The 25,040-nt window shown below is 61.9% G+C and carries 20 protein-coding genes; 8 read left to right on the top strand and 12 right to left on the bottom strand.

All coding sequences use genetic code 11. From position 1 onward, the window contains the following. Positions 1-2: 2 nt before the first annotated feature. A complete protein-coding gene (gene dnaJ / locus PV760_RS05865; protein WP_055975889.1) occupies positions 3-1,130 on the bottom strand; it encodes a molecular chaperone DnaJ in 1,128 nt (375 codons plus the stop codon). Between the two features lie 50 nt (positions 1,131-1,180). Continuing rightward, positions 1,181-2,188, bottom strand: coding sequence for a heat-inducible transcriptional repressor HrcA (gene hrcA / locus PV760_RS05870; protein WP_055975892.1), 1,008 nt, complete (start codon positions 2,186-2,188; stop codon positions 1,181-1,183). Positions 2,189-2,420: 232 nt separating this feature from the next. On the opposite strand from hrcA, the gene PV760_RS05875 reads away from it, so the two are divergent. Next, on the top strand, positions 2,421-3,272 hold the full coding sequence (locus PV760_RS05875) for a DUF3097 domain-containing protein (protein WP_018777706.1): 852 nt from the start codon (positions 2,421-2,423) through the stop codon (positions 3,270-3,272). Positions 3,273-3,401: 129 nt separating this feature from the next. Then, positions 3,402-3,815, top strand: coding sequence for a DUF4870 domain-containing protein (locus PV760_RS05880; protein ID WP_018777707.1), 414 nt, complete (start codon positions 3,402-3,404; stop codon positions 3,813-3,815). A gap of 61 nt (positions 3,816-3,876) precedes the next feature. Here the strand turns inward: PV760_RS05880 and hemW are convergent, their stop codons facing one another. Both hemW and lepA read right to left on the bottom strand, forming a co-directional pair. Continuing rightward, positions 3,877-5,106 carry a radical SAM family heme chaperone HemW gene (hemW, locus tag PV760_RS05885; RefSeq protein ID WP_079581403.1) on the bottom strand — a complete coding sequence of 410 codons (1,230 nt, stop codon included), beginning with the start codon at positions 5,104-5,106 and terminating at the stop codon, positions 3,877-3,879. Beyond that, positions 5,107-6,960 (bottom strand): translation elongation factor 4, encoded by a 1,854-nt coding sequence (gene lepA / locus PV760_RS05890; protein WP_354627345.1) that lies wholly within the window; start codon positions 6,958-6,960, stop codon positions 5,107-5,109. A gap of 160 nt (positions 6,961-7,120) precedes the next feature. Here lepA and PV760_RS05895 point away from each other — a divergent pair, with 160 nt between their 5' ends. Next, positions 7,121-7,657, top strand: coding sequence for a type II toxin-antitoxin system PemK/MazF family toxin (locus PV760_RS05895; protein ID WP_354627346.1), 537 nt, complete (start codon positions 7,121-7,123; stop codon positions 7,655-7,657). A 168-nt stretch (positions 7,658-7,825) separates the two neighbouring features. Continuing rightward, positions 7,826-8,086: a 30S ribosomal protein S20 gene (gene rpsT / locus PV760_RS05900; RefSeq protein WP_011774926.1), complete on the top strand. Its 261-nt coding sequence runs from the start codon at positions 7,826-7,828 to the stop codon at positions 8,084-8,086. 106 nt (positions 8,087-8,192) lie between these two features. On the opposite strand, the gene holA is transcribed toward rpsT, so the two are convergent. From holA to PV760_RS05915, 3 genes are all read right to left on the bottom strand, one after another. Further along, complete coding sequence (gene holA / locus PV760_RS05905) at positions 8,193-9,209, bottom strand: DNA polymerase III subunit delta (RefSeq protein WP_018777711.1); 1,017 nt, start codon at positions 9,207-9,209, stop codon at positions 8,193-8,195. Next, positions 9,128-10,573, bottom strand: a complete 1,446-nt coding sequence (locus PV760_RS05910; RefSeq protein WP_354627347.1) for a ComEC/Rec2 family competence protein — start codon at positions 10,571-10,573, stop codon at positions 9,128-9,130. The genes holA and PV760_RS05910 overlap by 82 nt, the downstream gene beginning before the upstream one ends. 277 nt (positions 10,574-10,850) lie before the next feature. After that, the gene (locus PV760_RS05915) at positions 10,851-11,738 is read right to left on the bottom strand and encodes a helix-hairpin-helix domain-containing protein (RefSeq protein ID WP_354627348.1); all 888 of its coding nucleotides are present in this window, start codon (positions 11,736-11,738) and stop codon (positions 10,851-10,853) included. A gap of 1,637 nt (positions 11,739-13,375) precedes the next feature. On the opposite strand from PV760_RS05915, the gene PV760_RS05920 reads away from it, so the two are divergent. Beyond that, a complete protein-coding gene (locus PV760_RS05920; RefSeq protein ID WP_354627395.1) occupies positions 13,376-13,813 on the top strand; it encodes an amidase domain-containing protein in 438 nt (145 codons plus the stop codon). Positions 13,814-13,823: 10 nt separating this feature from the next. Beyond that, positions 13,824-14,264 carry a hypothetical protein gene (locus PV760_RS05925; protein ID WP_079581397.1) on the top strand — a complete coding sequence of 147 codons (441 nt, stop codon included), beginning with the start codon at positions 13,824-13,826 and terminating at the stop codon, positions 14,262-14,264. A 595-nt stretch (positions 14,265-14,859) separates the two neighbouring features. Here the strand turns inward: PV760_RS05925 and PV760_RS05930 are convergent. From PV760_RS05930 to PV760_RS05950, 5 genes are all read right to left on the bottom strand, one after another. Next, positions 14,860-15,843, bottom strand: coding sequence for a DegV family protein (locus tag PV760_RS05930; RefSeq protein WP_354627349.1), 984 nt, complete (start codon positions 15,841-15,843; stop codon positions 14,860-14,862). A 59-nt stretch (positions 15,844-15,902) separates the two neighbouring features. Then, positions 15,903-18,431: a leucine--tRNA ligase gene (gene leuS / locus PV760_RS05935; protein WP_354627350.1), complete on the bottom strand. Its 2,529-nt coding sequence runs from the start codon at positions 18,429-18,431 to the stop codon at positions 15,903-15,905. Between the two features lie 301 nt (positions 18,432-18,732). Then, positions 18,733-20,247 carry a glycerol kinase GlpK gene (gene glpK, locus PV760_RS05940; protein WP_055975914.1) on the bottom strand — a complete coding sequence of 505 codons (1,515 nt, stop codon included), beginning with the start codon at positions 20,245-20,247 and terminating at the stop codon, positions 18,733-18,735. Positions 20,248-20,327: 80 nt separating this feature from the next. Beyond that, on the bottom strand, positions 20,328-21,080 hold the full coding sequence (locus PV760_RS05945) for an MIP/aquaporin family protein (RefSeq protein ID WP_018777716.1): 753 nt from the start codon (positions 21,078-21,080) through the stop codon (positions 20,328-20,330). A 169-nt stretch (positions 21,081-21,249) separates the two neighbouring features. Then, complete coding sequence (locus tag PV760_RS05950; RefSeq protein ID WP_354627351.1) at positions 21,250-23,034, bottom strand: glycerol-3-phosphate dehydrogenase/oxidase; 1,785 nt, start codon at positions 23,032-23,034, stop codon at positions 21,250-21,252. A gap of 122 nt (positions 23,035-23,156) precedes the next feature. Between PV760_RS05950 and PV760_RS05955 the strand changes: the two genes are divergently transcribed. After that, entirely contained in the window at positions 23,157-24,119 is a 963-nt protein-coding gene (locus tag PV760_RS05955; protein WP_018777718.1) for a sugar-binding transcriptional regulator, read from the top strand. A gap of 34 nt (positions 24,120-24,153) precedes the next feature. Beyond that, a complete protein-coding gene (locus PV760_RS05960) occupies positions 24,154-25,035 on the top strand; it encodes an aldo/keto reductase (protein WP_055975919.1) in 882 nt (293 codons plus the stop codon). The last annotated feature ends 5 nt before the right edge of the window (positions 25,036-25,040 follow it).

Raw genomic sequence — 25,040 nt, forward strand, 5'->3', positions numbered from 1 at the left:
CGCTACAGGTTACCGAGCTTGTCCCGGAGCTTTGCGAACATGCCACCACTGGCCACCAGTTTTCCTTCGGTGAACTGCTCGCCGCGGAGCTTGGCAAGCTGCTGGAGGAGTTCTTCCTGTGCATGGTCCAGTTTTGTAGGTGTTTCCACATGCAGGTGAACCTTGAGATCGCCGCGGCCGTAGCCCCGCAGGTGCGTTACGCCGAGGCCACGAAGGGTGATGACCTCTCCGGACTGCGTGCCTGCCTTCACTTCGATGTCCTGTGCGCCGTCGAACGTCTCAAGCTGCACGTCGGTCCCCAAGGCAGCAGCCGTCATGGGCACGCTGAGGGTGGCGTGGAGGTCGTCGCCTTCGCGTACGAACGTGGAATCGTTGTTGACGCGGATCTCCACGTAGAGATCACCGGCCGGACCACCTGCGGGTCCTGCTTCGCCCTGGCCGGACAGCTGGATTCGCGTACCGGTAGCGACGCCGGCGGGAACCTTGATGGTGAGCGAACGGCGGCTCCTGATGCGTCCCTGGCCGTTGCATTCGTTGCAGGGATCCTTGATGACGGTGCCGAAGCCTTCACAGGAACCACAGGGGGCGGTGGTCATGACCTGCCCCAGGATGGAGCGGACGGCGCGCTGAACCTGGCCGCTGCCACCACAGATGTCGCAGCGTTCAGGGTGGGTTCCCGGGCGGCAGCAGCTGCCGTCGCAGGTGGGGCAGACCACGGCTGTGTCCACTTCAAGCTTCTTGTTGACGCCGAACACGGCATCCTTGAGGTCGATCCGAACGCTGATAAGGGCGTCCTGGCCACGTCGTACGCGGGAGGCGGGCCCTCCGTGTCCACCGCCGCCGCCAAAGAACGTGTCGAAGATGTCCTGGAAGGCGAAGCCCTGGCCGGCGTAGCCGCCGCCGAAGCCGTTATCAGTGCCGTTCTCGTTGCCCGTGGCATCGTAGACGCGGCGCTTCTGGGGATCTGACAACACTTCGTAAGCGTGCGTCACGGCCTTGAACTGCTCCGCGACATCTTCACCCGGGTTTACGTCCGGGTGAAGTTTCCGCGCCAACTTGCGGTACGCCTTTTTGATCTCTTCCCCGGTGGCTTCCGGCGAGACTCCCAAAACGTCATAGTGGCTGCTCAAAGTCGGTATCTCTTCCTGGTTGTACTGCGGATGTTTTCCCGGGCCGGTGTTCAGCCGCCGAGAATGCGGGAAAGGTAACGGGCCACGGCACGAACTGCTGCCATGGTGGTGGGATAGTCCATGCGGGTCGGTCCAAGGATTCCCACCTTGGCGCCGGAACCGTAGCCGGTGGCCACTACAGAGGCCTCGGCCAGGCCGTCGTACGGATTCTCCCGGCCAATGCTGACTGTCACGCCCCGGGGATCGTCTCCCATGTCCGACAACAACCGGAGCATGACAACTTGTTCCTCAAGGGCCTCAAGCACGGGACCGATGCTTAGCGGGAAGTCAACGTTGGAACGTGCGAGGTTGGCCGTACCGGCCATCAGAATGCGTTCCTCACGGCTGGTGTCGCTCAGGGACTCCAAGCCATTGGCCAGCCTTTGGGCGAGGGCACGAAGATCCGGCGGGCAAAGGGCCACCACCGACGGTAACACCTGCGGCAGGAGTGCCAGCTGGGTGCCGGCGATGCTGCCGAGGAATCGTGACCTCAACAACATCAAAGCCTCGTTCCCCACGTCCGAACCGGCGTCGATGACTTTTTGCACGACGCTCCCGGTGTCCGCAATGAGGACCACCAGCACCTGTTTGGGGGCCAGCAGAACGAACTCCGCGTGGCGGACCAATGCGCGGTGCGAGTGGGGATACTGCACGACGGCGACCTGGTTGGTCAGCTGGGAAAGGAGCCGTACTGTGCGCTCAAGAATGTCATCGACGTCGTCGGGTCCTTCAAGCAGCGAATGAATTGCCCGACGCTCGGCGGCGGACAACGGCTTGACCTGGGAGATGCGGTCAACGAACAGGCGATAGCCCTTGTCAGTGGGGATTCGGCCGGCACTGGTATGCGGGGCGGCAATGAGACCTTCTTCTTCCAGGACAGCCATGTCATTGCGGATGGTGGCACTGGAAACACCCAGGTGATGACGCTCAACGAGGGCTTTCGATCCCACCGGCTCCCGGGAATGCACGTAATCCTCAACGATGGCACGCAGCACTTCCAATTTGCGTGGCTCACTCATTGCTACACCTCCTGACGACTGCCATGGTCCATGGGACCGGTCCCCGCGGGACCTCCAATGGATCACCGCACACTTAGCACTCAACATGCCCAAGTGCTAACAAGTCTAGTATGAGCCACCACGTTGTTAGCATTGAAACCGTCCGAGGACTGCATCCAGGGCGGCGTCCCGATACCGGCTGACGGCAACCCGCCCCTGTCCCCTTTCACATCACCACAGAGGTAGGAATTCCTTGGCTTTCGACAATTGGGGCCCGCAGGACCTGACCGCTCCAGCCAAACGCCAGCTCCCTGAGGTGCCGGTGCAACGCGGCATGGTCCTCGAAGACGTCCAGTCAGGATGGGTGGGCGAAGTCACCCGGGTGGAAAAGACCGGTGGCATGCACATCGTGTCGCTCGAGGACAGGCGCGGTAAAACGAAGTCGTTCCAACTCGGGTACGGATTCCTTCTCGAAGGACAAGCGATCAGGTTGATGCCTCCGGCCCCTCGCCGGCCCGCTTCAGCGGTTCAGGCGAATCGCACGGCCTCGGGTTCGGTAAAGGTCCAGGGGCAACGGGCGCAGGTCGCGAAGGCCAGCCGCATCTGGGTGGAGGGCAAGCACGACGCTGAACTCGTGGAGAAAGTCTGGGGTGACGACCTCCGTGTTGAAGGAATTGTGGTGGAACCGCTCCACGGCGTGGACGACCTCAAGTCCGCCATTGCCGACTTCCGACCCGGTCCCGGCCGCCGCCTTGGCATCCTGGTGGACCACCTCGTGGCGGGCTCAAAGGAGTCCCGGATCGCGGCCGAGGCCATGACTGTCCCCGGCGCTGCAGGCAACGTCCTGATCGTGGGCCACCCTTATGTGGACGTGTGGCAGGCCATCCGGCCGAAGGTCCTGGGCATCGAGCAATGGCCCGCCGTTGCCCGCGGCACTGATTGGAAGACCGGGATTCTCACGGCCTTCGGTTGGCCCCACGAAACAGCGGAGGACATCGGGCTGGGCTGGCAGCGCCTGCTGGGCGCAGTGCACAGCTATGCGGACCTTGAGGCATCGTTGTTGGGGCGTGTGGAAGAAGTCATCGACTTCCTCACCGTCCCGTAGTCCACGGTCCGGATCATCAGGATCCGGCATGCTTCCGGGGCGTTGGTCCCGGGAAGGACGCGCGGCCCGGTATTCTTGGACAGCAACACAGCAGCATCTTTAAAGCATTTAAAGCAAAGGGAAGACACCGTGGCAGATAACGCTCCTGAAGAACCGGGCAGCGCCGCAGGCCGGCCCCAGTACCATGGCGCCCCTGCCAACGCACTCCCGTTGACAGCCAGCGAGGACAGGCAGTGGGCCACTTTGGCGCACTTCGGCGGCATCCTTGGATGCTTGCCGGCTCTCCTGATCTACCTGATTTTCCGCGACCGCGGGCCGTTCACTGCGCAGGAATCCAAGGAGGCACTGAATTTCACTTTGCCTCCCACCATTGCCGCCGTCTTGGCCAACATCCTTGTTCTGCTGCCGGTGGTGGGAAACATTTTTGCCGTCATTGCCACGGGTATCTGGGTGGCACTGACGTGCTTCTCTGTTTCAGCGGGCATCCGGGTCAACCACGGCCAGCCGCACCGCTACCGTTTCAACCTGCGCTGGATCAAGTAGGACCCCGATCCGCCCGATGACTCCGGGGGTACCGTACCGGGCTGTCAGTCCCAGGCGAAGGTCAGTCCGGCAGGATCCTGCGGACTACGGCATCTGCGAGCAACCTTCCCTTAAGGGTAAGAACCAGTCGTCCCTTGAATGCCTGAACCGGATCAACCAGTTCGTCAGCAATGAGGCCCGCCATCGCGTGGCGCCCAATCGCATCCAGGGCATCTACGGCAAGTCCCGTTCCGAGCCGCGCCTCCAGCATGATCCGCTCGACTTCCCGGGTGCCGGCGTCGAGGGTTTCGCGCCCTGCGGCAGGTGAGGTCCCTGCCCCCAATCGTGATGCGTAGGCCGTGGGGTGTTTGACGTTCCACCACCGGACACCGCCCACGTGTGAGTGCGCGCCGGGGCCGATTCCCCACCAGTCGTCTCCGCGCCAGTACGCGAGATTGTGCTTGCACGCCTGATCCGGAGTCCTCGACCAGTTGCTGACTTCGTACCAGTTCAAGCCGGCCGAGGAGATCATCTTGTCCGCCAGTTCATACTTGGCGGCGTGGTCGTCGTCGTCGATTCCGGGCACCTGGCCACGTTTGATCTGCGCGGCAAGTTTGGTGCCGTCCTCGACTATCAATGCGTAGGCGCTGATGTGGTCCGGCCCGTACGAGAGTGCCGTCTTGAGTGAGAACTCCCAGTCCTCCATGGACTCCCCTGGTGTCCCGTAGATAAGGTCCAGGCTGACGGAGAGGCCTGCTTCGCGGGCCCATTGCACCACCAGCGGAACCCGGCTGGGAGTGTGGGTGCGGTCCAGCACTTTCAGCACGTGCGGAACCGCAGACTGCATGCCGAAGGACACGCGGGTGAAGCCCGCGTCCGCAAGCACCTTCAAGGATTCGGGTGTTACAGAGTCCGGATTGGCCTCGGTGGTCACCTCAGCGCCGGGCTCCAAGCCCCAGTAGCCGACGGCGGCGCGCAGGATCTCTGCGAGATCCTCCGCAGGCAGGAGCGTGGGCGTACCGCCGCCAAAAAATACTGTGCTTAGTGGACGATGCGGAAGGCCTGAAGCCTCAAGGGCCGTCGCCGCGAAAGCGACTTCGGAAACAGCCGTGGAAGCATAGGCATCCTGCGACGCTCCCCCGCCGAGCTCCGTGGCGGTGTACGTATTGAAATCGCAATAGCCACACCGTACGGCACAAAACGGAATGTGCACGTAGAGCCCGAATTTGCGTTGCTCGACGCCGTCCAGCACCTGCGGTGGCAATAATCCATCCGCAGGTGCCGGATCGCCCAAAGGAAGGACGCTGGGCATTTACTTCTTGGCCTTGTCCTTGGACTCGTCGGTCGTCAGTGCTGCGATGAAGGCCTCCTGGGGAACCTCAACGCGGCCCACCATCTTCATGCGCTTCTTGCCTTCTTTTTGCTTTTCGAGCAGCTTGCGCTTACGCGTGATGTCACCGCCGTAGCACTTGGCAAGAACGTCCTTGCGGATGGCACGGATGCTCTCACGGGCGATGATGCGGGAGCCAATGGCTGCCTGGATGGGCACTTCGAACTGCTGCCTGGGAATAAGCTCGCGGAGCTTTCCGGTCATCATCACACCGTAGGCGTAGGCCTTGTCGCGGTGGGTGATGGCGCTGAACGCATCCACTTGTTCACCTTGTAGCAGGATGTCGACCTTGACGAGGTCGGCGACCTGTTCGCCGTCGGCCTTCCAGTCCAGCGAGGCGTAACCGCGGGTCTTGGACTTCAGGAGGTCGAAGAAGTCGAACACGATCTCGGCCAGCGGGATCCAGTATCGGAGCTCCACGCGGTCCTCGGACAGGTAATCCATGCCCTTCATCTGGCCGCGGCGGCTCTGGCACAGTTCCATGATGGCGCCAACGAACTCGTTGGGCGCCAGGACCGTGGCAGAGACCATGGGCTCGCGGACCTCGGAGATCTTGCCTGTGGGGTACTCGCTGGGGTTGGTGACGTGGACGACGCGCTTGTCTTCCAGGGTGACCTCGTACTCCACGTTCGGAGCAGTGGAAATGAGGTCCAGGTTGTATTCACGCTCGAGGCGCTCACGCGTGATTTCAAGGTGCAGAAGCCCCAGGAAGCCCACACGGAAGCCGAAGCCCAGCGCAGCGGAGGTCTCGGGCTCGTACACCAGGGCGGCGTCGTTGAGCATGAGCTTTTCGAGCGCATCGCGAAGGACCGGATAATCCGTGCCATCCAAGGGGTACAGGCCCGAGAAGACCATCGGCTTGGCATCTGCGTAACCGCTGAGGGATTCCGACGCCGGCTTGGCCAGGTTGGTGACGGTGTCGCCGACCTTGGACTGACGGACATCTTTCACGCCGGTGATCAGGTAGCCCACCTCGCCAACGCCCAAGCCCTTCGAGGGCGTGGGCTCCGGGGAACTCACGCCGATTTCGAGAAGCTCGTGCGTTGCACGGGTAGACATCATCTGGATACGTTCGCGGGGATGCAGCATGCCATCCACAACACGGACATAAGTTACGACGCCCCGGTAGGTGTCATAGACCGAGTCGAAGATCATGGCCCGGGCGGGAGCGTCAGGATCGCCTACGGGGGAAGGCAAATCGCGGACGATCTTGTCCAGGAGCGCTTCGACGCCCACGCCCGTCTTGCCGGAAACCTTCAGAACGTCCTCCGGTTCCCCACCGATGAGGTTGGCGAGCTCAGCCGCGTATTTCTCGGGCTGGGCCGCAGGGAGGTCGATCTTGTTCAGGACCGGAATGATGGTCAGGTTGTTTTCCATCGCCAGGTACAGGTTGGCAAGGGTTTGGGCCTCGATGCCCTGTGCCGCGTCGACCAGCAGAACCGCGCCCTCGCAGGCTGCCAGGGACCGGGAAACCTCGTAGGTGAAGTCGACGTGACCCGGAGTGTCGATCATGTTCAGGGCATAGCTGGTGCCGTCCAGTTCCCAAGGCATGCGGACAGCCTGGGACTTGATGGTGATACCGCGTTCGCGCTCAATATCCATGCGATCCAGATACTGGGCCTTCATGTCGCGTTGCTGAACGACGCCGGTGAACTGCAGCATGCGGTCGGCCAGGGTGGATTTACCGTGGTCAATGTGGGCAATGATGCAGAAGTTCCGGATGATGGCCGGATCTGTTGCGGCGGGCACCGGTGCGGTGCGGGCCATGGGAGACACGCAGGATCCTTACTGTCGACACTCACACGGCAATTACCCGGACTGGGCATAAGCCAGCCCGAACATGCCGCGCATCTGATCCTCTAGTCTCCCACGAACCGGCGCTTCGCCGTACATCGCGCGCCCTGCTGTCCGGCGACGTCGGATGTAGCGTGTTCCTATGGCTTTTGATGTGCGCCCCCTGGGGAAATTTCTGTTGCGTTCACTCAAGGCGCTGCGAGGCGGCAGCTCCAAGCCGGCCGCGCCATCGGCGACGGCGGGCAAACCCACCCGGCGTACCGCCGTCGGGCAGCCACCCGGCCGCTACCCCGGCGACTTCCGCGGAGCCCTCAAGCCCAGCTACTCCCCCAAGCCGGACGGCAGGCCGGATCCTGGCGAAATTGTGTGGGGCTGGGTCCCCTATGAAGAGGACCACTCGCAAGGCAAAGACCGCCCCGTTCTTCTTATCGGGCGGGACGGAGAATGGTTGCTTGGGTTGATGTTGACCTCGAAAGACCACGACAACGGAGCACGCGCGGATAGCTACGTCGACATTGGCGCCGGCCCTTGGGACCGACAGGGCCGGCCCAGCGAGGTCAATGTACAGCGCATCATCCGCATGGACCCCCGGACCGTGCGGCGTGAAGGCGCGGTCTTGGGCAAGCGGCAATTCCAGGACGTTGCACGGAGCCTCAGGGCCTATCAAAGCGTGCGCTGAACTGCGGGTCTCCGTTATCCGTGAGTATCTGCTATCCTTTATAGCTGTGTGTCCGTGCAGGTCGACGGCCACTCATGGTTGGCTGCCATAGGCATCCCCACGCCGCTCAGTCGATGGCCAACCTGAAAACCCTCTAGACCATTTCCGCATTAAAAAGAGAGTTCATACGTGGCTAATATCAAGTCCCAGAAGAAGCGCATCCTCACCAACGAGAAGGCTCGCCTGCGTAACAACGCTGTCAAGTCCGAGCTGAAGACGGCCATCCGCGCCGTCAACACCGCCGTTGAGTCTGCTGACAAGGATGCTGCTGGAACTGCACTTGTTGCTGCCAGCCGCAAGCTGGACAAGGCTGTCAGCAAGGGCGTTATTCACAAGAACAACGCTGCAAACCGCAAGTCGGCGATCTCCAAGAAGGTCAACGCACTCTAAGGTTTTTCCAGTTCGACTGAGCTGATCAAAAGGCCGGCACCCATTGGGTGCCGGCCTTTGGGTTTAACGGCCGGTATTTCTCCGGCGGGTACTTCTTAGGCCGACTTCAGCGACGACTGGCTGACGTGGCGATTACCGTTACCGCATGCTCCACCGCGTACACGGGATCACGCGATTCGCCCTTCACCTGGGCATCCGCCTCGGCAATGACCTGGATGGAACGGATGAGGCCTTCGGGGGTCCACCGGCGAACGTCACGTTGGGCCTGTTCCACCAGCCATGGCTGCATTCCCAGATTCCTGGCGATGGTGGCTGAAGACCCGTTGGCCCCGGCTACTTTGGCGAGGGTCCGAAGTTTGGCTGCCAGGGCAGCTACGAGAGGAACGGGATCGACGCCGGTGGCCAGGGCGTGCCGGAGAGTGGAAAGTGCTACTGGCCCGTTGCCTGCCATGGCAGCATCTGCCACCTTGAAGGCTGTGGCTTCAACCCGCCCTCCGTAGTAACGTTCCACGGTCTCTGCCGTCACGGCAGTAGTAGCATCAGCGATGAGCTGGCCGCACGCTGATGCGAGCTCTGAAAGATTGGCACCGACCGCGTTTACCAGGGCCTGGACGGCTTCGCCTTCAATGCGTCGTCCGCCCGCCTTGAACTCCGAGACAACGAAGGCGGTCTTGTCCGAGTCCTTCTTCAGGGGCTGGCAGTCGATGACGGGCCATCCCCCGGCCTTCACGGTATCAAGCAGCTTCTTACCGCGTACTCCACCGCCGTGGCGAAGAACAAGGACGACGTCCTGGTCAGGGTGCTGGAGATAGGCCAGACCATCCGCCAGGAACGCGTCATTCATGGCTTCGAGGCCCTCGACCTCAATCAGCTTGCCTTCCCCGAAGAGGGACGGAGTCACTGTCATCGCCAGCGTCCCTGCCTCGTAGGAGCCGGCGTTGAGACGGCTGAGTTCCACGTCCGGCGTGGCAGTCCGCACCTGCGTGCGGATCCGATCCATGGCACGGATACCAAGGTATTCTTCCGGCCCGGTGATCAGTACTACGGCGGCCGGGCTTGCGTCCCGCCAGCTGACGGTGTTCGCCGCGGCGTTCTTGGCCCGGGTGTTTTGGGCAGCAGCCACTGGTGTTTCCTTCCGGATGATTCCTTGCAGATATCAAGTCTGCCATGCCTGCGCCCTGACATGCGGTCCAGGAACAGCTCCACCCCGGCATGCAAAGCCACAACCCGCACCAGAACCCGTTCCGATTGCAGGACCATCCAGACCAGCGTAATGCTGACGCCCGAGCACAGCACCATGGCGGCGACACCGGCCTGGCCTTCGGCCCAAGGCATTGTTGCGCCGGGCATACCCGCGAAGAACCTGGCAACTCCCGCAACAGTGGCCGCACATCCGCCAGCCACCGCGACGGGCACCACTGCCAACCAAGGCGCCATCACCGCCAACGGCACGGCGAGCGTTCCCATGATGGTCACTGGGGCAACCAAAGGACCGGCCACGACATTGGCGATGAGGGCATACGGAGTAAATTGTGGCTGAAGTGCCACAATGACGGGCCCGCACAGCAGCTGGGCGGAGAACGGAACGGCCACTCCGGCAGCCATCCATCGGGGAACGCGCGAGGGTATCCAGGATGCAAGGCGGCTGGCCAGGAGTACTATCCCGAGCGTTGCCAGTACGGACAGGAGAAATCCCGCGTTCGCGGCCATGGTCGGGTCAAGAAGCAACAGAATCGCTGTGGCGACGCAAAGGAACGTCAGGGAACGCCCCTGAAGGCCGCCCACCATGGCGGCCAACCCTACAGCTCCCATGACGGCGGCACGCACGACGCTCGGGTCAGGACCGACCATGAGGACGAACCCAGCCAGGCCACATGCAGCAATGGCGGCCGCCAACGGGCGAGAGAGCCGAAGTGACCGGGCCAGCAGAATGAATGCTCCCAGAACGAGGCTGCAATTGGCACCGCTGACAGCTGTCAGATGGGTCATCCCTGTCGTTTTCATGTCTTTTTCGAGACTCTCCGGCAAGGCACTTGTGTCTCCCGTGACCATGCCTGGCAACAGCCCGGCTGCATCGGGAGGCAACCACCTTGTCGCGGCACTGAAGCCATGCTTAAGCTCGCTGGCGGATTGCCGGACATCGGGTTGGGAGTCGAGCACCACCGGCCACGAGGATGCCGACAGGAGCGCATCCTGGCCCTGGCCGTCGCGGGCTTCCTTGAGGGTCCCGGTGGTTCTGACCACTTGGCCCGCTTGTACCTTGTCCCAACCATCGCCGCCGGCGATCAGTACATCCGCCGTCCCCCGCGCAACAGTGCTCTTCGCCGTTACGGCCAACAATTCGGCTGTCACAGTCCACCTGTTCCCCCCGGACTGGCCAGGTGCCATCGATGCGGCCGGGCTTCCCGTAATCCGTATCTCGATGGCGACTCCTTCATGGTCCACAGCCGCCTGCGCCAGCGGTCCCTCCTCCCGTTGGACTGCCATGGCTGCACAATGGACCGCAACTGTGGCCCCGAAGAAACATGCCAAAGCAAAAGTGGCGGGCATTGTCCGGGCCCGCACCCCGGCGCACCGCCGCTGCCGCTGCCGCTGCCGCCCGCTGAACAGCAAGACCGCGCCTGCGATCAACAGGAAACCTGCCGCAGCCCAGGACCAAATAGCCTCATTGAAGGTGCCTGCGAACGCCGCTCCCCACGCAGTGGCTGCAGTAGGAACCAACCTGAGGTCAGTACGTCCGGCCGACCCCGCCCCGGCGCCGGCGTCAGCCACCTTGCACCGTCACAAGATCCTTCAGTGACTCCATAAGCTTGGGCCCGATGCCGTCCACAGCGTCAAGTTCATCCACGGACGTGAATGCTCCGTGCTCTTTCCGCCAGTCCAGGATGCGTTGGGCTGTTACCGGTCCGACCCTGGGCAATGTCCCGAGTTCCTCCAGCGAGGCTGTGTTGATGTTGACCTTGGCACCTGCCGCGGCAGGACCGGCTGTTCCACTGGCCGCTCCGGAAACTGCGCCAGCACCCGCAACCGGCGAGCTCTGAGGGGGTGTCTCTCCGACAACGGGTATGTACACCTTGATTCCGTCGGTGAGGACTTCCGCCAGATTGAGGGCGGTAAGGTCGGCGCCGGGCGCCGCCCCGCCAGCCGCATCGATGGCTTGGAAGACGCGACTCCCCTGAGGCAATGAGACGACACCGGGCTTGCCCACCGCACCGGCAACGTGCACCATGACCACTCCTGGCCCACCTTGCGCAGGCGGAGCAGCAACTTCTGCGGGCTGCACGCCTTCGGCCGGAGGATCTAAGGCATCAGGACCATCTGAGCGGCCGGCGGATACGGAAGGACCCAGGGGCTCAGACGTTGCCCGACCGTCCGCGAGTCGCCAGAGAAACCACGCCATGAGCACGGCCGCCACCACGGCAACCAGCGCAGCTACCCTCCACGATGTCCGCCAACGCAGCCGGGCGACAGCCGGAACCGAATTTGCCTCACCTGCGAAGAGTGACGCCAGATCATCTGTTTCTGCGCCTGAATCACCGGATAGATCCAGCAGCGGCCGACTGCTGTGGTCTGGGATCATCCGTGCGGCGAACCGTTCCCGCGCGGCCTGCGCTGCGGCATCTGGGGACAGGTCCCGGCTCCGGCGTGGCATGAATCGAGCCTACGGTCGGGTACAAACATTTGGTGCGCGCATACAGTCACATGTGGAAAACCTTGCGCAATTTTCGTTGGGCTTTCATAGGAAACTGCCTGTTAGCCATATAAAGGGAACGGATCCTGGCAGCCCGCGCGACGGTCCACCCGTGCTCCGAAACATGATCTTATCGATGTCACGAAAGTCGACAGGTTCCCCCCTCAGCGGCGACCGCCGGGTAGAGCCGAATCAATCGGCTCGCAAGCGTGCGCTCCTTAGCCCAACCCTTGACCAGCCTGGTAGGTGGCCAGTTCAGGGGTGGCACGTTGTCTGACTCGGGTCTTCACTTGGTTGTTCGTGACCTCGCCCCGACCCTCTTTGGCTGCCAGTCCACTGGGCGGTCTGCCATAAGGAAGATCAGGAACACTTGAGCCGAGTTCAATAGTAATTTCGGAAGCTGCAGGCCATGCCCCCCCATCACTTGCCGCGCGCCTCAACGGTCTATGCCCTGCAGATCTCAAAGGAATTTGGCGATAAGACCCCCCCCTTTATAGTGAGGCTTTCATAGCAAACGTGACGCCATAAACAAGAGAAATTTTTATTTTCGGGGAATATTTCTTAGAGGACAAACACCTCTAAAAAACATTCCCCTCCAAGCCTGTACACGGCGCGGATTTTCGGCGTAGATTTACCATGCTGCAGCAAATCAAGGTGGTTGCGCAAAATTGAGTATCGGCATATTGGGGAGGAAATTTGATAAATAACCAACGGTCGGCTCTAGGGGCCGGAATACTATTGTTGGCTTTCGCGGCCATTACGACAGTGGCAGGCGCGGACTCTGTCCCATCCAGAGCAACAAGGGCCACTCCGGACTTTGGGGCCGTCCGGGTTACTACTGCCTCCAACACAGAAACCCCGAATATGTCGTTACCGGACACAGATGCACGGTTCAGCGCAGAGGGCCTCATAAAGGATGCCATTCAACTACGCAACAGCCAGATCGTAACCTCCGCCAGTGTAGGTATGCCCGCGCGATCATCCGCACAAATCTTCGGGCGTGGCGCGGCCGCAGCCGAAGAAGAATACTCAAGACTGCAAGAAAAGAAACGCCTACTGGCCACCCATGAGCTGGTATACAACGGGGTCGCCTCACAAGTGAATCTTTTGTCTTTTACTCAGAATGGAGACACAGCGACAGCCGAAGTCTCTGAGATAACCGAGCTAACGTACGCCAACTATGAAGATGGAACGACGCCGCCACCAACAGGGTACTCCTATCCTCAGATCGTGGAGCTTTCCTTGCGCCCCTCGGGCTGGGAGATCACATCCATGGAAGCCAAGACACCCGGCGGGATCCCGCCGACCACGGTCCAAAGAACGGCAGTCAGGACTGGCCCAGACACCGAAGTGGATTCTCCGGCACTCCTTGATCCAGCTGAGACCCTAGCTGTCCCTAATGCAGCGCAGAAGCCCGCCTTACCCTCTCCGACTGGGGTCGGAACATTCACCAACAAGACACTTGGTAATCCCGGCCCTGCGAAGGACTTTAAGGGAGCAGCGCAGGATCTCCCTTCCACTGTCGTCAGAACCGCCGCTTTCACTCCCCGTCTTGCGAGCAGCACGTCCTACAACTACCAAGCGATGATGAATTACGCCTGGACCGGGCCTATGGAAGGAACGGGGTTTATCCAAGCTACGACTCGGACTGCACAAATTTCGTCTCCCAAGCCGTGGAGGCCGGGGGATGGAGCCAAGTTGGCGGTTGGTACCAGTACGACACGTCCTGGTGGCACAACTGGTACGTCAATGCCTCATGGCCCTGGGCTGGGGCTCAGAACTTTGCTAACTTTGCGTATGGGTCGGGAAGAATCTCATACCTTCCTTACCTGAGCTGGATGGGCGCCGCAGACATCATGCAAATCGCGGAAGAAGCGCCGAACAATCAGAATGTCACGCACGCAACAATAGTTACATATGTCAACGGGACCGACATTCGAGTCTCTTATCACTCCAGGGACACACGCGATATGTCAATCTGGGACATCTATTATGGCAATTCCGCCAATTGGCGCTACTACGCTCTACGAACCTAAGGAGAGTTGCATGGGCCCGCAGCGTGTGTACCCGGGTAATGCGGTTGCGGTGGCAGCTTTCTGCACTTGCCTGCTCGTAAGCGGGTGCACTCCTCAGAAGGGTCCGGATGTCAGCAAACGCGGCGATGCAGTCGACGCGACTATGAGTGCGCTTCATGACGGTGACGCGGAGAGACTTGCTGCCCTGGCAGGCCCCGGCCCGGCCGACCCAGCTGACGCCGGCCCACTCTTAGCCAAGTGGGCCGGGGTCAACAACCAAGCCTATGCGGTGCAGTACAACGACGGCATGGGTCCAAGTCATGTCACGGCCACGGTCGACACCGAGGATCGCAGAGGCCACCCAGTAAAAGTCGAGTTCAATATGAGCTGGCACGACGGACGCTGGATGCTCGGGATCGGACACGCCCCTGTTCCTTCAAGCCCATCGTCTCCGGCCCAGGCTGACAAGTAATTGCCGGTCGAATCGCGTCATCCAAATATCTGTGAACGGCTGCTTCCAGACGGGATTTCCCCGGCAATAGAAACAATGGCCGCCAGTCCAAATACTGGCGGCCATTGGCGTAATATCGGTCGGACAGATGACGGATCAATTGAATGGCAAACCCACAAATTTATATGCCATCCAACCCATGCGACCTTGCACCGTAACAAGGTCTTTGAATGACTCCATGAGCCTGGCCCCAATCCCATCGACGGCATCAAGTTCGTTGACGGCACTGAACGCGCCGCGTTCTTTGCGCCGATCCAGTATTCGTTGCCCTGTACCGGCCGTACCCGCAGCAAAGTCCCAAGCTCCTCCAATGACACTGTGTTGACACAAGGCACCAGCCCGCAGCGGATTCGCGCGTTTTCTCCGCATCAGCCAAGTCCAACAGCGGCGCACCGGCAAGGTCAGAGATCATTCACGAGGCAATTCGGCTCCCGCGCGGCCCGCTCTGCGGCATCTGGGGATGCTCCCGGTTCCAGCATGGGATAACTAGGCCTTGACCGCCGTCGAACCCCTGAAGTAACAATTTAACGCTATGTGGCCAACTCGCCCAGGGACGTCACCCCGTCGGAGTACTGCTCTCCCCCACGATGACCGCAAGAACTCCGAGACCGGCATGGGCGGCCAAGACAGCCGGCAAAGCACTGATTTGGGGTGCCGGGCAGTCCGGGCAGGTCTCGTTCAGACGGGCTGCCAAGGCTTCGGCCTCGATCTGGTTTCCGAAGTGGTGGACCGCCAAACGTTGCTGCCCCTTGGGTCGGGAGGCTACGTCGGCAGCAACGATCTCCTCGAGGCGGGCTATGGCGCGAACGGCGGAACGTACTTTTTCGAGCGGCACGATCTTGCCGCCGTCGACCGCCAGGATGGGTTTGATGGCCAGAACTGTCCCCAAGAGGGACGCTGCCGCCCCTATACGACCACCCCGCCGCAGCTGTTCCAGGCTTGGAACGTAGAAGTACACCTTGGTGCGTTCCATGCGCTGTTCCGCGAAGCCGCGCACTTCGGCCGGTCCGCGCCCGTCCGCTGCGGCAACGACCGCGCTTTGGACGCCCATTCCCTGTGCCATGCCGACAGTGCGGGAGTCCACGATTTCGACCGGTATCGAGACACGTTCAGCGGCCAGCTTGGCGGCGTCCACCGTACCCGAGAGTTCGGACGAAATGTGAATGGAGACCACAGCCTCAAAACCGCGCCGCTGGGCTGCCAGGTACGCCTGCTCGAACTGGCCCGGTGATGGTCGGGAGGTTTTGACGGAAGCTCCCGAAGCAAGTGCCAGTGACAATGTCCGGGTGATGTCGTCTTCGCCCTCGCCATAGATTTCATTCCCCACCATCACTGGCATGGGAACAACCGCCAGGCGTCCATCCGCTGTAAAGGCAGAAATCCAGTCAGCCGGCAGCGCGGCCGCGGAATCGGTGACGACAGCAGTCCTGACGACGGCGGCAAGCGGCTGATCGGCGGCGGTAACCGGCGCCGCCGGTTGCCGAAGACGCGCCACTCTTTCCTTGAGCCATATCCAGGCCGGTGGTTCTCGCTCAGGCACGCAACCTCCATAGATGATGGCCGGCCGCCGGCACAGTGCCGGCGGCCTCACAGTCCCTGCTAGGCAGGAACGATGTTCACCAGTTTAGGTGCACGCACAATCACAGTACGGATGCCGCGGCCGTCCAATGCCCGCTGAACATTCTCCGAAGCCAAGGCCAGTTCACGCAACTCGTCTTCGGCAATGTCCGGGGAGACTTCCAAGCGGTCCCGGACCTTGCCCTGGACCTGGACCACGGCGGTGACGGTGTCCTGCACCAACAGTGCTTCGTCGTGTGCCGGCCAACCCGCGTTCGCCACTGAAGCCGGGTGTCCCAGGGTGTTCCAGAGATCTTCGGCCGTGTACGGAGCGAACAGGCTCAGGATGACAGCGACAGCTTCCACCGCCTCGCGAACAGCAGGATCGGCTGCACCGGCACCTGAGTCGATGGTCTTGCGGGTGGCATTGACCAGCTCCATCAGACGGGCCACAACGACGTTGAACTTGTTGTTGTCCAGAAGTTCGGCGGCGTCGGCAATGGTCTTGTGGGTCACCGTGCGCAGGGCGCGGTCACCGGTGGCCGGATCAACGCCGGGCTCGCTGCTGACGTCCTGCCCGAGGCGCCAGGCACGCGCCAGGAACTTGGCCGAGCCCGACGGCGAAACGTCCGCCCAGTCGACGTCGTCTTCCGGCGGGGAAGCAAAGACCATGGTGAGGCGGACGGCATCGACACCGTACTTGTCCAGCTGCTCGCCGAGGTCCACGCCATTGCCGAGGGACTTGCTCATGGCCTTGCCGCCGTTGAGCACCTGCCCTTGGTTCAGGAGCGCCGAGAAAGGCTCGTTTGCCTCGATCAGCCCGATGTCCTTGATGACCTTGGTGAAGAAGCGCGCGTACAGCAGGTGCAGGATGGCGTGTTCCACGCCGCCCACGTACTGACCCACCGGCATCCAGTCATTGATCTTCTCAGGATCGAAAGGGCCCTCGGTGTAGTCGGGCGAGACGAAACGCAGGAAGTACCACGAGGAATCCACGAAGGTGTCCATGGTGTCGGTGTCGCGCTGGGCGGCACGGCCACAGTTGGGGCACTCGACGTTGACCCATTCCACGGCGGCGGCCAGCGGGGAGGTTCCCTTGGGGGCCAATGCTTCGCCACGCAGGTTGTCGGGCAGCCTGACCGGCAGCTGGTCGTCGGGGACCGGCACTTCGCCGCATTCGCCGCAGTGGATGATGGGGATGGGCGTGCCCCAGAAGCGCTGGCGGCTCAGCAGCCAGTCACGCAGCCGGAAATTGACGAACTTCTCGCCGGTTCCCAGCTTTTCGAGGATCCCGATGGCAGCCGGAATACCTTCGGCCTTGGACAGCCCGTCCAGTTCACCGGAGTTCTTGAGCGTTCCTTCGCCCGAGGTGGCCACACCGGTAGCAGCGGGGTCTTCGTCGCCGGTATCCAGGACGGCCCGGACCGGGAGGTCGAAGGCCTTGGCGAAGTCGAGGTCGCGCTGGTCGTGCGCGGGCACGGCCATGATGGCGCCCGTACCGTAGTCGGCCAGTACGTAGTCAGCAGCCCAGACCGGCAGCTTTTCGCCGTTCAACGGGTTGATTGCGTAACGGCCGGTAAAGACGCCGGTCTTCTCACGCTCGGTGGACTGGCGCTCGATTTCGGACAGGGCCTTGACCTTCTCGCGGTAGGCCATGAGTTCGTCGTGCTGTTCAGGCGTGACCAGGTCCAACGCCAGATGCGCGTCAGCTGCAACGACGAAGAACGTTGCGCCGTAGAGGGTATCGGGACGGGTGGTAAAGACGGTGACTTCGCGCTCGGCCCGGTCTTCGGTGGCCTCAATGACGAAGCGGACATGCGCACCTTCGGACCGGCCGATCCAGTTGCGCTGCATGGCCAGCACGCGCTCGGGCCAATGGCCCTGCAACTGGTCCATGTCTTCCAGCAGGCGGTCGGCGTAGTCGGTGATCTTGAAGTACCACTGGTTCAGGGACTTCTTGGTCACCGGTGTGCCACAACGCTCACAGGCGCCGTTGACGACCTGCTCGTTTGCCAGGACAGTGAGGTCCTTGGGGCACCAGTTGACCGGCGAGTCCTTGCGGTAGGCCAATCCCCGCTCGTAGAAGCGCTTGAACAGCCACTGGGTCCACCGGTAGTACTCAGGGTCGGAGGTGTGGATGCGCCGCGACCAGTCAGCCGAGATGGCGTATCGCTTGAACGACGCCGCCTGGGTCTCAATGTTCGCGTACGTCCACTCGCTGGGGTGCGCGTTGCGCTTGATGGCCGCATTCTCGGCGGGCAGGCCGAAGGAGTCCCAACCGATCGGGTGCAGGACGTCGAAGCCCTTCTGGCGCAGGTAACGGGCGACGACGTCGCCCATGGCGAACGCTTCGGCGTGGCCCATGTGAAGGTCGCCCGAGGGGTAGGGGAACATGTCCAGAACGTAGCGGCGTTCACGCGAGCCGTCGTCGGCAGGCGTGAAGACTTTGAGGTCTTCCCAGACCTGCGGCCACTTGGCTTCCATCGCAGCGAAGCTGTAGACGCCTTCTTCAGGCGCTTCGGCTGCGGCTGTCTGTGCTGTTCCGGTCTCTGTCTCCGGCTGAACGCTCACTGCTGCCCTCTTCTGTTCTTCGATGGCGGTATTACCTCCTGCTGCGGTCCCGGATACCCCCGGACACACAAAAGCCCCTCAACAATGGAGGGGCGGCCGCACGGCTGTTGAAAGCCGGGCGGCTAGCTAAGCAGAAGGATCGCACGCATAGATCTACAATAGCGCACGATCAAACTCCCAAGTCGCATCGAGCGGCTTACAGGACTGATGGTTGAGTTGACGGCAGCCGCACCTCGCCCGGGTGTGGTGGGCACCGCGAAGCGGGCGGGGCAGGCGCGGCTGCCGTCAACGTCAGGTCAGGCTACTTAACGTCCTCGTCGACCCAGTCCATGGACTTGGTGACTGCCTTCTTCCAGAGACGCAGCTGGCGCTCCTGCTCCTCTGCCGGCAACTGCGGCTCCCAGCGCTTGTCTTCGTTCCAGTTGGCGCTCAGTTCGCCCAGGTCCTTCCAGAAGCCGACAGCCAGACCGGCCGCATAGGCAGCACCGAGAGCCGTGGTTTCGACGACCTTCGGGCGAACCACAGGCACGCCGAGAATGTCCGCCTGGAACTGCATGAGTGCCTCGTTGGCGACCATGCCGCCGTCGACCTTAAGCTCGGTGAGCGGAACGCCCGAGTCGGCGTTGACGGCGTCGAGCACCTCACGGGTCTGGAACGCGGTGGCTTCCAGCGCCGCACGGGCGATGTGGCCCTTGTTGGCGAAACGTGTCAGGCCAACGATGGCGCCACGTGCATCCGCACGCCAGTAGGGGGCGAAGAGGCCGGAGAACGCAGGAACGATGTAGACGCCTCCGTTGTCCTTCACTGCGGCGGCGAGTTCCTCAACTTCCGGGGCGGAGCTGATCATGCCCAGGTTGTCGCGAAGCCACTGGATCAGTGAACCGGTGACGGCGATGGAACCCTCGAGGGCGTAGTGCGGCTTGGCGTCACCCAGCTTGTAGCCGAGAGTGGTGAGAAGACCGTTCTTGGAGTGGACAATGTCCTCGCCGGTGTTGAAGATCAGGAAGCAGCCCGTGCCGTACGTGTTCTTCGCTTCACCGGCCTGGAATGCCGCCTGACCGAAGGTAGCTGCCTGCTGGTCGCCCAGGATTCCGGCCACGGGGGTCTCGCGGAGCAACTGCGAGGTGTGGACATGGCCGTAGACCTCGGAGGAGGACTTGATGGTGGGCATCATGGAAGCCGGAACACCGAAGACGTCCAGGATCTCCTGGTCCCACTGCAATGTTTCAAGGTCCATGAACAGGGTCCGGGAAGCGTTGGTGACGTCCGTGACGTGCACGCCGCCGTCGACACCGCCGGTCAGGTTCCAGAGGACCCACGCGTCGGTGTTCCCGAAGAGAAGATCGCCTGCCTCGGCTTTTTCACGGGCACCGTCGACGTTGTCCAGGATCCACTTGATCTTGGTTCCGGAGAAGTATGTGGCCAGGGGAAGGCCAACCTTCTGCTTGAACCGCTCAAGCCCGCCGTCCTGTGCCAGCTCGTCAACGATCGGCTGGGTGCGGGTGTCCTGCCAGACAATCGCATTGTAGACGGCCTCACCGGTGTTTTTGTCCCAGACAACCGCGGTTTCACGCTGGTTGGTAATGCCGACGGCGGCAATGTCGTGCCGCGTCAGGTTCGCCTTTGACAGTGCTGAGGCGATGACCTCGCGCGTGTTGTTCCAGATCTCTGCGGGGTTGTGCTCAACCCAGCCCGCCTGCGGGAAGATCTGCTCGTGTTCCATTTGGCCGGTGGACACAATGTTGCCCGAGTGGTCGAAGACGATGGCGCGCGAGCTGGTGGTGCCCTGATCAATGGCGATGACGTATTGATTCATGGTGACGTCCTTGTCTGGTGTTGTTGGTTAATCAGTGATGGTCAGCAGTGTGCGGATAAGGGAGATTGTTGTGGACAGGGTCAGCCGGCAAGCGCAGGCATGATGCCAGGTACCAGCAGCCCAACGAGCCCGGCCAAGGTACCGCCAACCAACGGTCCAACCACCGGAATCCAGGAGTACGCCCAGTCGCTGGAGCCCTTGCCCTTGATGGGAAGGACGGCGTGTGCGATGCGGGGGCCGAGGTCACGTGCGGGGTTGATGGCGTAACCGGTGGGACCGCCGAGGGACACGCCGATACCAACAACGAGCAGCGCTACGGCCAGCGGGCCGAGGCCGGAGGGGGTTCCTCCGAAGGTCAGGATGACAAAGACCAGGACGAACGTGCCGATGATTTCGGTGATGAGGTTCCAGGGGGTGGAGCGGATGGCCGGGCCGGTGGAGAAAGTGCCCAACTTGTTTGCCGCCAGGGGCTCTTCATCGAAGTGCTGCTTGTAGGCGAGCCAGCAGACTACCGCGCCAAGGAAAGCACCAAGCAGTTCACCGCCGAAATAGGTCAGGGTCGAGCCGAACGTTACGGCCACGTCGGGCGCGTACTCCGCCTTTCCATTGACCAACAGGCCCAAGGTGACTGCCGGGTTCAGGTGCGCACCGGACTTGGCGGCCACGAAAACGCCCGCGAAGACCGCAATACCCCAGCCCCACGTCACCATCAAGAATCCAGCGTTGTTGCCCTTGGTGCCTTTGAGCGCAACGTTGGCCACGACGCCACAACCCAGCAGGGTGAGCATCATGGTTCCGAATACTTCGGAAAGGAAAACAATTCCAAGAGACATCTTTGACTCCTCTATTTTCTGTTGTCAGCCTCATCGCGGGTGAAGAGGCTGTTGGGACGGTTCCGTTGTCTCCGGAACCGCCCCGGTGTGGTGGGCCCCTGTCGGGCCCACCTACCCCATTCCGTCCCTGCCGCGCTCCGGGACGGTCAAGCTGTTTCCGCTGCCGGCCTCAGGCCACCAGGCTGTGGACGTCAACCTTGTGGAAGCGTTGCAGGACATCCTGCGCGTGCTGGATTTCGGCTTCACGGGTTGCTGCATCCCAGCCAAGCGGCTCGGCAAGGGCCGCGGCGATCTCATTGAGAAGCTCCCCGGTCACCAGGCCACGGAAGGCAAGTGACGTCCGGCGGATCAGGACATCGACCAGGTGCCCGATCTGCTCGTGCTCGGCCATGAAGGCCAGTTCGCGAACGCTGAGTTCGCGGGTTGACCGCAGCGGCTGATCCTGGCCGGCGTTGAGGTACTCAATGACCTCTTCCGCGCGAGTCCCGTAACGGGTCAGCAGGACGGCAACCCGGTCGGCATCCAGGCCCGGGCCCATGTGATTCTTGATCCATTCCTGTTCGCCCTGTTCCGTATCCGGGAAGCCGGCACCTCCGCCGATGGCGAGTTTCGCCGTCGAGACTTTGCGCTCCATGCCCAGTTCGCGCAGGACATCATTGGTCATGTGTTCAGCCAGCGCACGGAAGGTTGTCCACTTGCCGCCTACCAGGCTGAGTACGATGGCGGCCTTGCCGCCTGGTGTTGTCACGGCGTCGTCACCGGTGCGGACGTTACGTTCGATGCGGTAGTCCCGGGAAACGAAACCCGGCTGGGTTTCATCGTGGCGGGGCAAGGGACGAACGCCGGCGAAGCTGTAGACGATCTGGTCACGCTCCACCTTGATGGTGGGGAACACATGGCCAACGAGGTCGAAGAAGTAGTCAATCTCTTCTTCCGTGCAGACGGCGTCTTCGGACATGTCGGCGTCGACATCCGTGGTACCGACCAGCACGCGGTCTCCCATCGGGTAGATCAGCACAATGCGGCCGTCGGTGTGCTCGAAGAAGATCTCCCGGCCGTTGCACGCGGCAAGGAGTTCGGGGTGGTCCAGGACAATGTGGGAACCCTTGGTGCCGCCCATGAACTTGCTCACAGCGCCCATGGCCTGGTTGGTGAGGTCAACCCATGCGCCGGTGGTGTTGACGATGACGTCTGCCTGGAAGTCGAATTCCTTGCCGGTCAGCTCGTCACGGAGCCGGACCCCGTTGGTACCCATGGATACGAGCGAGACGTAGTTGCTGGCGCGGGCACTTCCTCCGGGAAGCCCACCCCCGCGGCCGGCCTTCTCGCCGTCCTGCAGGACGTCCAGGGTCAGACGCTCGGGGTTGTGGACTGAGGCATCAAAGTAGGTCGCTGCGTACTTGATTCCGGAGTGCAGCTTGGGAAGTTCAGCCAAGGCTTTTGTCCGGCCGCGGAACTGGTGGCGCGGAACGCTGCCACCGTCGCGGGAGAAGAAGTCGTACATGCTCAGGCCCACCTTGATGAGGAACGCGCCGCGCTCCTTGGGCTTGCCCTGCTTGTGGGTAAGGAAACGCGTGGGCGCGGAAAGGATGCCGGAGAAAGTGCTGAAGATCGGGATGGTGGTCTGCAACGGCTTGACGTAGTGCGGGGCGATGCGCAGGAGTCGGTTGCGTTCGACCACGGATTCCTGGACCAGGCGGAATTCGCCGTTCTCGAGATAGCGGATGCCGCCGTGGATCATGTGGGAGGAAGCGCCGCTGGCGCCCTGGCAGAAATCACCGCGTTCAACAAGGGCGACGTCGACGCCCTGGAGCGCGAGGTCGCGGAACGTTCCGACACCATTGATGCCACCGCCGATAATGAGGACCTTCGCCGTGGGCCGCTCCTGCAGTGCAACGACGGAGTCACGCTGCTGTGCGTGCTGTGAAGTACCGGAATTCCTGTTGTGTCCCAAAACTGCTCCCTTGGGCTTGGTTCGTGCGCCGCGCCACTCGCTGCTGCACCGTTCACCACTAATCTTGCGAAGGTGGAAAATGGAGTCAAGCTATTTGCACAAACGTGCAGTAAGGAAATGAGATGGCACGATCACGTCACTCGGATGCGCTCCGGGCTGCACAGATGTACTACCTGCAGGATCTGACCATGGATGCGATCGCCCGCGAGTTGCGGACGTCCCGGTCCACAGTGTCCCGGCTGTTGTCCTCAGCCCGGGAAACAGGCCTGGTGCAGGTCCAGATTCGAAGTCCGTTCGATACCGGTCCTGAGCTTGAGAGCCAGATCAGGAACCAGTACGGCGTGGACGTCCACGTCGTTCCGGTCCTGGACACCCTCAACGAAGCTGAGACCTTGGACCGCGTCGCCATGCAGGCTGCCAGGACCATAGGGCCCTTGGTGGATTCGAATGCAATCATCGGCGTTGCTTGGGGTGCCACGCTCAGCGCCGTCAGCCGTCACCTCACCCGCAAAGTGACCCATGACAGCATCGTGGTCCAGCTCAACGGTGCCGGAAACATGCAAACGACAGGCATTACCTACGCCAGCGACATCATGCGGCGCTTCGGCAGTGCCTACGGAGCGAGGGTTGAACAGTTCCCGGTTCCCGCCTTTTTCGACCACGCCGCCACGAAGACCGCCATGTGGAATGAGCGCAGCGTTCAAAGAATCCTTGATCTGCAGGCACGCATGAGCATAGCTATTTTCGGAGTCGGATCCGTTGATTCGGACTACCCGAGCCACGTGTATGCCGGCGGCTACCTGGATGAACGCGACCTCTCCATGCTGGCAGCGGACGACGTGGTGGGGGACGTGGCGACTGTGTTCTTCCGGAGTGACGGCTCCTCGGACGGCATCACGCTGAACGAGCGCTCCACAGGACCCAGCCACGAACAGTTGCGGCAGGTCCGGCGCAGGATCTGCGTGGTGTCGGGCGCCTCCAAGATCAACGGATTGCAGGGAGCCCTGGCTGCGGGGTTGGCCACCGACCTCATCCTGGACGAAGCTTCCGCGCGACGCCTGGTCAGTTTCAATGGCCACTCCTGAAGCATTCGTGCAGGAAATGGGTAGAGTCGTTGCTATGAGATTCCCGGCCCGGCTGACATTGAACAACGGCGTACAAATGGAACGCTTGGGATACGGGCTCTACAAGGTACCGCCCAAAGACGCCGAAGCTTTGGTTGCGACCGCCCTGGGCGAGGGCTACCGGCGTTTCGACACAGCATCGATGTACGGCAATGAGGTGGGCGTCGGCCGAGCGCTCGGCGGTGCCATTGGCGATGCTGCCCGGGCGAACGGCGGCACGGGTGGTTCAGGGGAATCCGTGCACGCCCTTTCCCGTGAGGACCTGTTCGTGACCACCAAGGTCTGGAACGACGACCAAGGCTATGAGTCCACACTCCGGGCCTTCGACACCTCGATTGCGAACCTCGGGCTTGACTACGTGGATCTTTACCTCATCCACTGGCCGTGCGCCGGACGCGGACTTTTTACGGAGACATACAAGGCGCTGGAAACCCTCTATCGCGAGGGCAAAGTAAGGGCGATCGGGGTATCGAACTTCCAGCCCGGCCATCTCGACGAACTGATGCAGAAAGCCGAAGTCGTCCCGGCAGTAAACCAGATCGAGCTGCACCCCTGGCTGCAGCAAAGCAGATTACGGACACTCCACCAGCAGCTGGGAATAGCCACTGAGGCGTGGAGTCCCCTCGGCCGCGGGCAGGTCCTGGCCGACCCTGCCATCATCTCGCTCGCCGAAAAGCATGGAAAAACTCCTGCCCAGGTCATCATCCGGTGGCATCTCCAACTGGGAAACCTCGTCATCCCCAAAGCGAGCTCTGCGGGACGGATCAAGGAAAACTTCAACGTATTCGATTTTGAGCTGGATCCCTCCGACATGGACGGCATGGCAGGACTCGAACGACACCATCGAACCGGCTCACACCCGGACAACGTGAAATAGGGAAT

The organism is Paenarthrobacter sp. CC6, assembly GCF_040560085.1.
Classification (GTDB): Bacteria; Actinomycetota; Actinomycetes; order Actinomycetales; family Micrococcaceae; genus Arthrobacter; species Arthrobacter nicotinovorans.

What these genes read in the sequence shown, in the direction of transcription:
- hrcA (WP_055975892.1), bottom strand. Translation starts at nt 2,188, where the DNA reads ATGAGTGAGCCACGCAAATTGGAAGTGCTGCGTGCCATCGTTGAGGAT.
- hemW (WP_079581403.1), bottom strand. Translation starts at nt 5,106, where the DNA reads ATGCCCAGCGTCCTTCCTTTGGGCGATCCGGCACCTGCGGATGGATTA.
- PV760_RS05895 (WP_354627346.1), top strand. Translation starts at nt 7,121, where the DNA reads ATGGCTTTTGATGTGCGCCCCCTGGGGAAATTTCTGTTGCGTTCACTC.
- PV760_RS05910 (WP_354627347.1), bottom strand. Translation starts at nt 10,573, where the DNA reads ATGGCAGTCCAACGGGAGGAGGGACCGCTGGCGCAGGCGGCTGTGGAC.
- PV760_RS05915 (WP_354627348.1), bottom strand. Translation starts at nt 11,738, where the DNA reads ATGCCACGCCGGAGCCGGGACCTGTCCCCAGATGCCGCAGCGCAGGCC.
- PV760_RS05925 (WP_079581397.1), top strand. Translation starts at nt 13,824, where the DNA reads ATGGGCCCGCAGCGTGTGTACCCGGGTAATGCGGTTGCGGTGGCAGCT.
- glpK (WP_055975914.1), bottom strand. Translation starts at nt 20,247, where the DNA reads ATGAATCAATACGTCATCGCCATTGATCAGGGCACCACCAGCTCGCGC.
- PV760_RS05945 (WP_018777716.1), bottom strand. Translation starts at nt 21,080, where the DNA reads ATGTCTCTTGGAATTGTTTTCCTTTCCGAAGTATTCGGAACCATGATG.
- PV760_RS05955 (WP_018777718.1), top strand. Translation starts at nt 23,157, where the DNA reads ATGGCACGATCACGTCACTCGGATGCGCTCCGGGCTGCACAGATGTAC.
- PV760_RS05960 (WP_055975919.1), top strand. Translation starts at nt 24,154, where the DNA reads ATGAGATTCCCGGCCCGGCTGACATTGAACAACGGCGTACAAATGGAA.